At 60.7% G+C, this 12,522-nt stretch carries 12 protein-coding genes; 10 read left to right on the forward strand and 2 right to left on the reverse strand.

Translation table 11 applies throughout. The annotated features are described in order from the left end of the window. The first annotated feature begins 75 nt into the window (after window positions 1-75). The 6 genes from AB8A23_RS10635 (at window position 76) to AB8A23_RS10660 (ending at window position 6,180) form a co-directional block, all read left to right on the forward strand. Window positions 76-1,296 (forward strand): LysR family transcriptional regulator, encoded by a 1,221-nt coding sequence (locus tag AB8A23_RS10635; RefSeq protein WP_158596713.1) that lies wholly within the window; start codon window positions 76-78, stop codon window positions 1,294-1,296. 183 nt (window positions 1,297-1,479) lie between these two features. After that, a complete protein-coding gene (locus AB8A23_RS10640) occupies window positions 1,480-2,688 on the forward strand; it encodes an ABC transporter substrate-binding protein (RefSeq protein ID WP_120286989.1) in 1,209 nt (402 codons plus the stop codon). Between the two features lie 155 nt (window positions 2,689-2,843). Then, window positions 2,844-3,716: a branched-chain amino acid ABC transporter permease gene (locus tag AB8A23_RS10645; protein WP_120286988.1), complete on the forward strand. Its 873-nt coding sequence runs from the start codon at window positions 2,844-2,846 to the stop codon at window positions 3,714-3,716. Between the two features lies 1 nt (window position 3,717). After that, window positions 3,718-4,722: a branched-chain amino acid ABC transporter permease gene (locus AB8A23_RS10650; RefSeq protein WP_120286987.1), complete on the forward strand. Its 1,005-nt coding sequence runs from the start codon at window positions 3,718-3,720 to the stop codon at window positions 4,720-4,722. Beyond that, window positions 4,715-5,473 carry an ABC transporter ATP-binding protein gene (locus AB8A23_RS10655; RefSeq protein ID WP_089266070.1) on the forward strand — a complete coding sequence of 253 codons (759 nt, stop codon included), beginning with the start codon at window positions 4,715-4,717 and terminating at the stop codon, window positions 5,471-5,473. Before AB8A23_RS10650 ends, AB8A23_RS10655 begins: the two co-directional genes overlap by 8 nt. Continuing rightward, window positions 5,473-6,180, forward strand: coding sequence for a branched-chain amino acid ABC transporter ATP-binding protein (locus tag AB8A23_RS10660; protein WP_120286986.1), 708 nt, complete (start codon window positions 5,473-5,475; stop codon window positions 6,178-6,180). Before AB8A23_RS10655 ends, AB8A23_RS10660 begins: the two co-directional genes overlap by 1 nt. 4 nt (window positions 6,181-6,184) lie before the next feature. Here the strand turns inward: AB8A23_RS10660 and AB8A23_RS10665 are convergent, their stop codons facing one another. Both AB8A23_RS10665 and AB8A23_RS10670 read right to left on the reverse strand, forming a co-directional pair. Continuing rightward, on the reverse strand, window positions 6,185-6,658 hold the full coding sequence (locus tag AB8A23_RS10665; RefSeq protein WP_120286985.1) for a hypothetical protein: 474 nt from the start codon (window positions 6,656-6,658) through the stop codon (window positions 6,185-6,187). Next, window positions 6,655-7,566 carry a helix-turn-helix transcriptional regulator gene (locus AB8A23_RS10670; RefSeq protein WP_093756981.1) on the reverse strand — a complete coding sequence of 304 codons (912 nt, stop codon included), beginning with the start codon at window positions 7,564-7,566 and terminating at the stop codon, window positions 6,655-6,657. Before AB8A23_RS10670 ends, AB8A23_RS10665 begins: the two co-directional genes overlap by 4 nt. A 158-nt stretch (window positions 7,567-7,724) precedes the next feature. Between AB8A23_RS10670 and AB8A23_RS10675 the strand changes: the two genes are divergently transcribed. From AB8A23_RS10675 to boxC, 4 genes are all read left to right on the forward strand, one after another. Beyond that, window positions 7,725-9,275, forward strand: coding sequence for a benzoate-CoA ligase family protein (locus AB8A23_RS10675; RefSeq protein ID WP_120286984.1), 1,551 nt, complete (start codon window positions 7,725-7,727; stop codon window positions 9,273-9,275). Between the two features lie 21 nt (window positions 9,276-9,296). Further along, window positions 9,297-10,115 (forward strand): alpha/beta fold hydrolase, encoded by an 819-nt coding sequence (locus AB8A23_RS10680; RefSeq protein WP_120287979.1) that lies wholly within the window; start codon window positions 9,297-9,299, stop codon window positions 10,113-10,115. Between the two features lie 36 nt (window positions 10,116-10,151). Further along, window positions 10,152-10,622, forward strand: coding sequence for a DUF309 domain-containing protein (locus tag AB8A23_RS10685; RefSeq protein WP_120286983.1), 471 nt, complete (start codon window positions 10,152-10,154; stop codon window positions 10,620-10,622). A 111-nt stretch (window positions 10,623-10,733) separates the two neighbouring features. Continuing rightward, window positions 10,734-12,422 (forward strand): 2,3-epoxybenzoyl-CoA dihydrolase, encoded by a 1,689-nt coding sequence (gene boxC / locus AB8A23_RS10690; RefSeq protein WP_120286982.1) that lies wholly within the window; start codon window positions 10,734-10,736, stop codon window positions 12,420-12,422. The last annotated feature ends 100 nt before the right edge of the window (window positions 12,423-12,522 follow it).

Genomic DNA, 12,522 nt, shown 5'->3' on the forward strand with positions numbered 1-12,522 from the left:
ATCCCATTTGATGGACATCCTATACGCTCTCGCTGCAGCGCGGAAAAATCGACTACAGACCCGGATGACAATGGAATGGACATTGCGACCTTGGTGATGACAGCCGTGGTGCTTCGTTGCGGCAATGTGCGCGAAGCCGCGCGCCAACTTGGACGCGCACCCAGTACGCTCTCGGCAGCGGTGAAACGGTTCGAGCGCTCCATCGCAGCGCCGTTGTTGAATCGCGTAGGTGCCGCGAGCTTTCTCACGCTTGAGGCACGGCGAATGCTGGACGAGATTGAAGCCGCAGCGGATATCGCGATGGGGATGATCGCGCCCGATAGGGCAGGCGATGCAGCACGGGCTTTCTGCGCCGAGTGTGATGTCAGTCTCACGGCCTTGCAGCGTGTCGCATTGGTTGCGGAAACCGGCAGCGTTCGTCGTGCCGCACGCATCATCCGTCTCGGTCAGCCGCAACTCGCGCGACAGATTGCACGCGTTGAAGATGAGCTCGGCAGCGTGTTGTTTCATCGCTCCCGTATCGGTGTCACGCCGACGCCGGCATGCCAGTTGCTGGTCACGTCGTTGGCTGAACTTGAAAAAACCATGCAGCGACTGTCACGGCGTGCGCGTGAGCGTTTTCGTTCGACCAATGCCACCATCAGGCTCGGGGCGGTGATGCCGCTCGGCCATGAAAGCAATGTCGCGCGGCTGCTGGCCTTTCTCGTCGCCGCTTGGCAGCGGGATCGGCCGACGCAGCCGCTGTTTGTCACCAATGGTACGGCCGAGGATCTGCTGACCGGCCTGAAAGACAAACGGTGCGACGTCGCGTTGATCGACAGCGACACGATCCCGGCCGATGTCTCGTCCCGCGCGCTGGTGCGATCGAAACTTGTGGTCGTTGGCGCGCGCGAGGTGCTGGGTGACCAGCCCGATGTCATGCAGGTGCTTCGGCAACAGCCGCTAGCGCTACCCAGCCGACGCACCGGGCTCGGCCAAGCCGCGCACAAACTGCTGGCGCAATTGCTGCCTCAGGCAGAGATCGATGCGCTGACAATCACGGAAATCGACTCGATCCCGATCATTGCCAACCTGATGCTGGATTTCGGCTTCGTGTCAGTACTCCCCGAAAGCGCACTCGTCTCGTTCGATGCACGCCTCGTGGCGCTGCCGGTTGATCCCGGGCTTGAACTTATCCTGTCGCTGGTCTGGGTACAGACCGAAGGTGCGCGGCGCGGCGCCCGCTCCATTCTTGCTGCCCTGCGCAACTATGCGCCGGCAACGCCAGCAGCCGCCATGATGGTGAACAGCGATTGATTTGAATGAGCGTGGCTACCCACTGCCGCTGACTATGAATTATAATTCTTGATCTTTTCCAATTTCGTGCATTATGCTGCAGAGACGCGAGCGCGGGTGGAGGGCAATGCTCCCACCTGGCGTCAATCTGCATTGGTAGGCCGGATCAACCGGTCATCAATTATTCCGAGGGGAGACGAGCCGATGACCACCAAGGGGTTTCTGCGTCCGTTGACGCGGCGCGCGATGCTGTCCGGGACCGCCGGTGCAGCAACATTCATTGCGACGTCGCCGCTTCATAGCCCGGCCATCGCGCAGAACGCGCCATTGAAGGTGGGGATGATGCTTCCCTACACCGGGACCTATGCGAAGCTCGGCCAATTCATCGATGACGGCTTCCGCCTTTATGTCGAACAGAAGGGCGGCAAGCTCGGTGGGCGCGACATTGCGTTCGTGCAGGTGGACGATGAATCGAAGCCGGAATCAGCCACCGACAACATGAACCGGCTGGTCGGCCGCGAGAAGGCTGACGTCGTTGTCGGCACCGTTCATTCCGGCGTGGCCATGGCGATGGTCAAGGTCGCGCGCGACACCAAGACACTTCTGATCATTCCGAATGCTGGCGCCAATGATGCGACTGGTCCGGCCTGCGCGCCGAACATCTTCCGTACGTCGTTCTCGAACTGGCAGAGCACCTACCCGATGGGCAAGGTGATGGCCGATGCCGGTATCAAGAACGTGGTCACGATCACATGGCGTTATACCGCCGGTGCGGAGATGATCGGCGCCTTCGCTGAAAACTTCACCAAGAACGGCGGCAAGATCGTAGCTGACCTGACGGTGCCATTTCCGGAGGTGGAATTTCAGGCACTGATCACGCAGATAGCGCAGTTGAAGCCCGATGCCGTGTTCAGCTTCTTTGCAGGCGGTGGCGCGGTGAAATTCGTCAAGGACTATGCGGCGGCCGGCCTGAACAAGACCATCCCGCTTTATGGCGCAGGCTTTCTCACCGACGGCACCATCGAAGCGCAAGGCGAAGCCGCCAAGGGCATCAGGACGACGCTGCATTACGCGGACAATCTCGATAATCCCGCCAATCTCGCCTTCCTCAAAGCCTTTAAGGTCAAGACAGGCAAGGACGGCGATATCTACGCCGTACAGGGCTACGATGGCGCGGCGCTGTTGGATATCGGATTGACCGCCGTGGGCGGCGACTTCAATGCGCGCGACAAGATGATCGCGGCAATGGGAGCTGCGAAGATCGACAGCCCGCGCGGGCCGCTGTCCTTCAACAAGGCGCATAACCCGATCCAGAACATCTATCTGCGCGAGGTCCGCAACGGGCGTAACGAGATGATCTCGATCGCCCAGGCCGATGTCGACGATCCCGCGCGAGGCTGCAAGATGACCTGAAGCATCGTTGCGCGGTCCTTAGATGGAGATCGAATCGTCGAAGCCTGTTGTGTGCAATGCCGTCCGTGAAGGAGGTGGCGCTGCGCAGCCAGGTACGGCCTCATGCTTGATTGCGCCGGCGACTGAAGGTGGCCCGCCGTGGTTGGATTGATCTGATGGACCTCATCACACTAGGCGTTCAGTTGCTGAATGCGGTTCAGTATGGCGCAGTCCTGTTCCTTGTCGCGAGCGGCCTGACACTGGTGTTCGGCATCCTGGGGGTCATCAATCTCGCCCATGGCGCGTTCTATATGCTCGGCGCCTATCTGGCTTACTGGATCACATTGATGACCGGCAGTTTTGTGGTCGCCTTGCTTGGCGGCGTGCTGGTTGCCTTCATCGCTGGCATTCTGCTTGAGGCCGTCTTCGTTCGTCTTCTCTATGGCCGGGATCATCTGGCACAGGTGCTGCTCAGCTTCGGCCTCATCCTGGTCATCGATGAAATCAGGCAGTTGCTGTTCGGCAAGGACGTGCATGCGGTTGCTCCGCCCGCGTGGTTGTCGGGGTCGATCCAGCTGACCGACAATCTGTCCTATCCGGTTTACCGGCTGGCGATCTGTGTGTTTTGCCTGATGGTGGCACTCGTCATCTTTTTCGTGATCACGCGCACCAAAATCGGCATGATCGTGCGGGCGGGCTCGGAAAATCGTGAGATGGCGCGCGTGCTCGGCATCAAGTTCGACCGGGTCAATCGCTACGTCTTCGCCGCCGGCATAGCACTGGCGGCGCTCGGCGGCATCCTGATCGCGCCGATCTCGACAGTGTTTCCCGGCATGGGGGATGGCATGCTGATCCTGTCCTTTGTCGTGGTCGTGCTCGGCGGCATTGGTTCGGTCGCTGGCGCAGCCGTCGGCGCACTGCTGATCGGCCTCACGGATACGTTCGGAAAGGTGTTCTTTCCCAGCGTGTCCAGCATTCTGATCTATGTGGTGATGGCAGCCGTGTTGCTGTGGCGGCCCAGCGGAATTCTCGGACGCCAGGATGCTTGATATGAGCATGCCCAATCTGCGGGTCCGATTGTTCGGCATCGCCTGTTTGGCTATGGCGATTGCGCTGCCATTCTGTGTATCGACCTATTACACGCAATTCTTTGCCAAGGCGCTCATCATGGGCATGCTGGCCATGTCACTGAATCTCGTGGTCGGCCATGGCGGTTTGGTGAGCCTCTGTCATGCCGCCTTTTTCGGCCTCGCGGGATACGCGCTTGCGCTGTTGTCGCCTCGTTATGATGCGGCGTCGCTGTTAACGACGCTTCCGATTGCGATCCTGTGCTCCGGCACTGCGGCCCTGCTAATTGGCGCGCTGGTGCTGCGTACCCGCGGCGTCTATTTCATCATGGTGACGCTCGCCTTCGGCGAGATGCTGTTCTTCTTCTTCCACGATACCAAATTCGCGGGCGGATCGGATGGCATCTCCATCAACATCCGGCCCGAGATCGCCATTGCCGGCAGCCAATTGCTCGATCTCGACAAGCCCATGACTTTCTACTTTGTCGTGCTGGGTTTCCTGGTGGGCGTGATCGCTTTGCTCACGATGGTGGTCCGCTCACCTTTCGGGCGGGCGCTGGCGGCAGCCCGGGACAATGAGCGCCGGGCGCGGTCGCTCGGCTTTCCGATCTTTCGCCTTCGCCTGACGGCGTTCACTCTGTCTGGTGCGTTGGCCGGCGTCGCCGGTTATCTGGCTGCGGCCCAGTTCGGTTTCGTCGCGCCGCAGATGCTGGGGTGGCACCAGTCGGCGACAATCCTGGTCATGGTGCTGATCGGTGGTCTGCGCTCGGTCACCGGGCCGCTGGTCGGTGCGCTGGTTCTGATCGGCATGGAAGAAGTGCTGAAGGCGCATCTCGACAACTGGAAGCTTGTCGAAGGCCTGATCATCATCGGCATCGTTATCCTGCTACCCAACGGTGTCCGGCAGATCTGGTCGATGGTATTTGGCGGGTCGCCGCAACGCGTGGCCGAAATCAAGCCTGCAGCTGCGGAAGCTCGTCATGCATGACATTGCGCTGCGTGCCGCTGGATTGCAGAAGCGCTTCGGAGGCCTGCTGGCCGTTTCCGATGTGTCGATCGACATTCGCGCCGGCGAGATCCATGCGGTGATCGGCCCGAACGGTGCCGGAAAATCCACACTGATCAATCTGCTGGCCGGCGAGCTTCTGCCAACCTCGGGTGAGGTCCTGTTGAATGGCGCGGATATTACGTCGTTATCGCCGGACCGACGCGCGCGCGCCGGCCTCGGCCGCGCCTATCAGAAGACGACGTTGTTTGCGCAGTTCAGCGTGCATGAGAATGTGCGTCTTGCGGCGCAGGCCCGTTCAACCGCGCCGCTCCGGATGTTTGGCGGCACGCGGTCCGACCGGCCATACCTCCAGTTGGTCACCGATGCGATCGACCGGGTCGGGTTATCCGCGCGCTCGCAGATCGTTGCCGATAAACTGAGTCACGGCGAACAGCGCCAGCTCGAAATCGCGATGGTGCTGGCGACCAATCCGCAGGTCATTCTGCTCGACGAGCCACTGGCCGGCATGGGACCATCGGAAGCGCGAGGCATCATTGGATTGATCGCGTCGCTGAAGGCAGATCGTGCGCTGCTGGTGGTGGAACATGACATGGATGCGGTGTTCGAACTCGCGGATCGGTTGACGGTGATGCAGGATGGCCGTGTCATCGCCACAGGTCTGCCGCAGGACGTGCGCGTGGATCCCGGCGTGCGCGCCGCCTATCTCGGGGCTGATGGAGGCATCGCGTAATGGCCTTGCTCGAGGTGGAAAAGCTCGATGCGTTTTATGGCGCTAGCCAGATTCTGCACGGCATCGATCTGACCTTCGCGCCGGGCGAGCAGGTGGCGTTGATTGGTCGCAATGGCATGGGCAAGACCACGCTGCTGCGTTCGCTGATGGGATTGATGCCGCTTTGTCGCGGCAGTTTGCGCTTCCACGGCCATGATATCCGCAATGCAGCGCCTGAAACGATCGCGCGATGCGGCATGGCGCTGGTGCCGGAGGGCAGGGGCATTTTCGGTTCGCTGTCGGTCACCGAAAATCTGGTGATGGCCGCGCGACCAGGCAATCACGGCCGTCAGTCCTGGACCCTGCCGAAAATCTTCGAGCTGTTTCCGCGTCTGCATGAACGCCGCAATAATGGAGGGCACCAATTGTCGGGGGGCGAGCAGCAGATGCTGACTATCGGTCGCGCGCTGATGACCAATCCCGATATGATCATGATCGACGAAGCCACGGAAGGTCTGGCACCGCTGGTGGCGCAGTCGATCTGGCAGACGCTGGCGATCGTCCGGGGCGAGGGCATCGCGACCATCGTCGTCGACAAGGATTTTCGGAGTCTCGCGAAAGTCGCCGACCGAATGGTAATCCTGTCGAAGGGCTGCGTGGTGTTCGACGGAACGCCGGCGGCATTGGCTGCGCAGCCGGACGTGCTGGAGCGCCATCTCGGCGTTTGAGCGATCAGGCCACGACGACGGTCAACGCATCGTCATTGGCCGCAAGAATATTGTCGGAAAGCGGTTCCGGCCATTGCACCACGAGGCGGCCGAACAAATCGTTGAGCTCTTCTCGGTCAATGGCGTCGTAAAAACAGGGCGTCGTGGCGCGCGCGATGAAGCTGTGTAGCAGGTGCGCGGCATCATAGTCATAGACGATATCGCTGGGAACGCTTCCCGGCTTGCGCAGCAGGAAGGTTCGCAGGCTTGTCAGGCGTGCCTGCCCGCCGTCTGTGGCGGCAAAGGAGAGCACGGCTGTCTGATGCGCAATGCGTGGGCCATCCTGCATCCGGTCATACATCGGCAGCGCATTGGCGCTGATGACATCGGCGAGATCGCGGAAATCGTTTGAGACGTCTTCGGAATGCAGGGTGTTGCGGATCGCCATGACACCGGCGGGATCGAAGCCGCGTGCTTGCAGAAGCTCGCCCAGTGTCACGACGCAGCGCTTCTCAGTCCGAAAGCCTGGGCATTGGTGTTCAACACGCGCGATACTGCGCCGACCAGTTGCGCGGCAGCCTTGTCCTTGCTGAGGCCGGCCGTATCGACAATGGCGGATGCGCGGGAATAGAGCGGTTCGCGGCTCAGCAGGATCGTGCGCAATTCCTGCATGGCGGAGCGGTCGTCGGCCATCGGGCGCAAGTCACCCTGGCGGCGGACGCGCGCCATATGCTCTTCGGGCTTGGCCTTGAGCCAGATCGTGTAGAACGACGACAATACGCGATCGAAGGTCACGGGTTCCGAGACGATGCCGCCGCCGGTCGCAAGGACGATGGGCTCCTTGCGTCCGAGCAGGCCGTTCAGCGCGGCCTGTTCCATGCGGCGAAAGCCCTCCTGTCCATAGAGGGCGATGATCTCGGCGACCGATAGTCCGTTGTGCTGCTCGATCTCCTTGTTGAGTTCGACGAAGCTCCAGCCGATCTTGTCCGCCAACAATTTGCCAAGCGTCGATTTTCCGGCGCCGCGCAGCCCGATCAGGGCGATGCCGCTGAATGACATATAATTCTGGAACTGACCGTTCCCGCGTCCGGCGAGAACGTCCTTGGCCTGGGCGATCTGGTTCGGTGTCGCGTTGCGAACGAGGTCGCGAATGACCGGCCACTCCGTTGTCGGTTCGTCCGCCGGAATCAGATCTTCGAGATGGGCACCCATGGCGCCGGACACCCGGCGCAGCAGCACGATAGACACGTTGCCCTTGCCGCTTTCCAGTTGCGCGATGTAGCGCTCCGAAATCCCTGACACTTTTGCCAGCACCTTTCGCGACATGCCGCGCAGGCCGCGCATGGTGCGGACACGCTGACCGAGCTGTTCAAGAAAGGCAGTTTCGGGATCGGCCTGGTCGGTCATGTGGTGTGCGTGCTCGCAGAGGATTTCAGGAAAGATAATTCCGGATGCGATTGACAGCAACCGGAGTTGGTGACTTTATATGAATTATAATTCAAAAAAGACGATAGGGAGAGCACCGTGAGCAACGGTTGTGGAATCGCCCAAGGTGCAGACGCATCATGAGTGGGCCGTCCAGTTCTTACAATGCGGTGACCTGGCTTCTCGACCGCAACATCGATGAGGGCCGTGGCAGCAAGCTCGCCTTCACCGATACCGTGACCGAACTGACCTATGGCGACCTGCAGGTAAAAAGCTGCCAACTGGCCAATTTACTGAAGCGGCTCGGTGTCCGGCGCGAAGAACGCGTCGCGATGATTATGCTCGACACCGTCGACTTTCCTGTGGTGTTCCTCGGCGCGATCCGGGCCGGCATCGTCCCGGTGCCGCTCAACACTCTGCTGACCTCGGACCAATATGCCTATGTGCTGGCCGATTGCCGGGCGCGCGTGTTGTTCATTTTCGCGGCGTTGTTGCCGGCGGTCGACGAGATGCTCGGTCGTTTGCCGGATCTTGAGCATGTGATTGTGGTCGGTGGCGCTGGCAATGGCCGCAAGAGTCTGGCTGACGAAGTCAGGAATGAGAGCACAAGCTTCGCCACGGTCGCGACCCATGCGGACGAACCTGCCTTCTGGTTGTATTCGTCCGGATCCACGGGCATGCCGAAAGGCGTTCGCCATCTGCACGCCAGTCTGGAGGCAACGGCGACCACCTATGGCAAGCAGGTTCTCGGCATCCGCGAGGACGATGTCGGACTGTCTGCGGCCAAATTGTTCTTCGCCTACGGTCTCGGCAACGCCATGACATTTCCCATGTCGGTCGGCGCTACGACGGTGCTCAATCCGGAGCGACCCACGCCGGCCACGATGTTCGGCCTGATGCGGCGATATCAGCCGAGCATCTTTTTCGGGGTGCCGACGTTGTTCGCGGCGATGCTGAACGATGAGGGGTTCAAAACGGAAGCTCGCCTCCCGCGCCTGCGCATTTGCACCTCGGCCGGCGAAGCGCTTCCGGAGCCGGTGGGGAATGGCTGGAAGAGCCGCTTCGGCGTCGATATTCTCGATGGCGTCGGCTCAACCGAACTGCTGCATATCTTTCTGTCGAATGCTCCCGGCGATATCAAATACGGCACGTCCGGAAGGCCGGTACCAGGTTATCGTGTGCGGCTCGTCGATGACGCGGGGCGCGATGTCGCCGATGGAGAAATCGGCGAGTTGCTGGTCGATGCGCCTTCCGCCGGCGAGGGATACTGGAATCAACGCAGCAAGAGTCGTCGCACCTTCGAAGGGCATTGGACGCGCACCGGCGACAAATATGTGCGCGACGCCGACGGGCGCTATACGTTCTGCGGACGTGCCGATGACATGTTCAAGGTGTCCGGCATCTGGGTGTCTCCGTTCGAGGTCGAGAGCGCGCTGATCGCCCATCCCGCCGTATCCGAAGCGGCGGTCGTGCCGGAGGCCGACGCCGAGGGGCTGTTGAAGCCGAAGGCTTTCGTGGTGCTGAAACCGAATGCCGTGGTCGAGGGCCTGCGCGAATCCTTGAAGGATCACGTCAAGCAACGGATCGGTCCGTGGAAATATCCACGCTGGATCGAGGTTGTCGATTCCCTTCCCAAAACAGCCACCGGAAAAATCCAGCGCTACAAATTGCGCGATGGAGCGACGGTCTGAAACCGAGAGATGGATGACAAGATGAGTGCATTGCAATCCGCGGGACGGCTGACCATCGGTGCGTCCGAACTCGAATACCGCATGATCGGTCCGCAACCGGATGCAGCGCCGACCATCGTGCTGCTGCATGAAGGGCTGGGCTCGGTCGCGCTGTGGGGCGACTTCCCGGACAAGCTTCAGGCAGCGACCGGCGCCGGCGTCTTCGTCTATTCGCGCGCTGGCTACGGTGCATCGACGCCGGTCGCGCTGCCGCGGCCGCTGGACTACATGCATGTCGAAGCACTCGAGGTGCTACCGCAACTGCTCGATGCCATCGGCTTTCGCCGCGGCTTGCTGGTCGGTCATTCCGATGGCGGATCCATCGCCGCAATCTATGCCGGCGGCATTCAGGATCATCGCATCCGCGGCGTCTCGATGATTGCGCCGCATTTCGTCGTTGAGGATATTTCCGTCACGTCGATCGCCGAAATCAAAACGAGTTACGAGCAGGGCGACCTCAAGGCCAAGCTCGCGCGCTGGCATGATGACGTCGACAACGCGTTCTATGGCTGGAACGGCGCATGGCTCGATCCGCAGTTCCGTGACTGGGATATTTCCGACTATCTCGCTTATGTGCGCGTGCCCGTGCAGATTTTGCAGGGAGCCGACGATCAGTACGGCACCATGAAGCAGATCGAGATAGCCGAGGTCGAATGCTATTGCCCGGTGGATGTCGAGATCATTCCCGGCGCTGCGCATTCGCCCCATCGCGAGGCCCCCGAGGTCACGCTGAATGCCGTGGCGGATTTCGCCAATCGCTTGCTGCATTTTCACGGCGAGGGTGAATTACGCGCTGCGTAAGCGGGCACGATCGTGACTGTCACTCCTTCTCTTGCGATGCCGCGCTGGCCCTATCGGCTCGGCAAGCAGACGAAGGCTGATCACGACACGCTGACGCAGGCCAAGGCGCTGGTCCCGCTGCGCTATGCCCGGTTCGTCCCGGCGGATGATCCGGCGTTGCGCTACGGGCTCGCGCTCAACGATGCCGGCTTCTTCTGGGAGGCTCACGAAATTCTCGAGGCTGTTTGGAAGGTCGCGCCGCAAAGAGGGCGCGACCGGATTCTGCTTCGCGCCTGTATTCAGGTTGCCAATGCCAATCTGAAACTCAGTCTGCAGCGGCCGCGCGCGGCACATCGATTGCTACAGGACGCACTGTCCGAACTCGATGAGCTCGCCATGCGCCCGCCGGCGGGTATTGCCGGAAGCTTTTCCGAGCACTTTCCGGTCGCGATGCTGGCGTCTGCGCTCGCGCATCAACTGGCGGTCGACGAGGCCAAGCGGGGTCCGGTCAAGATCACCGGAACATGAAAGAAAATGCATAATTCTATCGGATTTCCCTAGACGCCCCCAATATCATGAATTATTGTGCATATAACCAAGGCGCACGGCGCATAAATCAAGACTGTCAAAGGGTGGAGCATGGCCGCAGAGCAACGCGTTCTCTCGAACGGCGCCAAATTTATCGACTTCCAAACCGATCCGTCGCGCTACCGCCACTGGAAGCTCAGTGTTGATAACGACGTGGCGACGCTCACCATGGATGTCGATGAGAATGGCGGTCTGTTCGAGGGCTATCAGCTCAAACTGAATTCCTACGATCTTGGCGTCGATATCGAACTGGCGGATGCCGTGCAGCGGCTTCGTTTTGAGTATCCCGAGGTCAAGGTCGTGCTGCTGCGCTCTGGCAAGAACCGCGTGTTCTGCGCTGGCGCCAATATCCGCATGCTGGCCGGCGCTACTCATGCTCACAAAGTCAATTTTTGCAAATTCACCAATGAGACTCGCAACGGCTTTGAAGACTCGAGCGAAAATTCCGGCCAGCGCTTCATTTCGGTGATCAACGGGACAGCTGCAGGCGGCGGCTATGAACTGGCGCTGGCCACCGATCACATTATCATGGCGGACGATGGTTCGGCGGCGGTGGCGCTGCCGGAAGTGCCGTTGCTGGCGGTGCTGCCGGGCACTGGCGGTCTGACGCGCGTGGTCGACAAGCGCAAGGTGCGCCGCGATCACGCAGATTACTTCTGCACGATCGAGGAAGGCATCAAAGGCAAGCGCGCAGTGGCTTGGCGGCTGGTCGATGACATCATTCCGAACAGCAAGCTTGAAGCCAAGGTCGCGGAGCGGGCCAAAGAGTTTCTGGCGACGTCGAAACGTAGTGGCGCCGGCGATGGTCTCAAGCTGGCACCGCTGAATCGCCGCTTCGATGACAGCGGTATTCGTTACGGTCTGGTCAATGTCGATATCAATCGCGCAGAGCGAATTGCTACCATCTCGATTAAAGCGCCTGACGCGGCGGCGCCGTCGGATGTCGAGGGCATGATGGCGCGGGGCGCTTCCTTCTGGCCGCTGCAGGTGGCGCGCGAGCTGGACGACGCCATTCTGCATCTGCGAATCAATGAACTTGAGACAGCCATGCTCGTGTTCAAGTCGCATGGCGAAGGCGCCAATGTGCTGGCTCATGACGCCTTCCTCGAAACGCACAAGGCTCATTGGCTGGTCAACGAGATCCGGCAATACTGGAAGCGGGTGTTGAAGCGCATCGATGTGACCTCGCGCACGCTGGTGACGCTGGTCGAGCCGGGCTCGTGCTTTGTCGGCACGCTGGCCGAACTCGTCTTCGCTGCGGACCGCTCCTACATGCTGGTCGGCCAAAAGCAGGGCGACAACCGCGCGCCGCCGGCCATCGTATTGAGCGCGATGAATTTCGGACCTTACCCGATGAGCCACGGGTTGACGCGGCTGCAGTCGCGCTTCCAGGCCGATCCAGAAGATGTCACCCGCGCGAAAGCGCGGATCGGCGAGCCGCTGGATGCGGAAGCTGCCGAGCAGCTCGGGCTCGTCACCTTCGCGCTCGATGACATCGACTGGGATGACGAGGTGCGCGTGTTCTTCGAAGAACGCTGCAGCTTCTCACCCGACAGCCTCACAGGCATGGAAGCCAATCTGCGCTTTGTTGGGCCGGAGACGATGGAATCGAAAATTTTTTCACGGCTGACCGCCTGGCAGAACTGGATCTTCCAGCGGCCCAATGCGGTCGGCGAGAACGGCGCGCTTGGACGTTACGGCACCGGCCAGAAGGCGCAGTTCGACATGACGCGCGTATAGCGTCCGCAACTGGAACAGCGCGGCCATGTGTCACTCTTTGGATAAATGCAAGTCGGTGGCTTGCCCAATTCGAACGATCAGAAATACAGCGGGAGATCCC

This window comes from Tardiphaga sp. 619_E2_N8_4 (assembly GCF_051810905.1).
In the GTDB taxonomy this organism is placed as follows: domain Bacteria; phylum Pseudomonadota; class Alphaproteobacteria; order Rhizobiales; family Xanthobacteraceae; genus Tardiphaga; species Tardiphaga robiniae.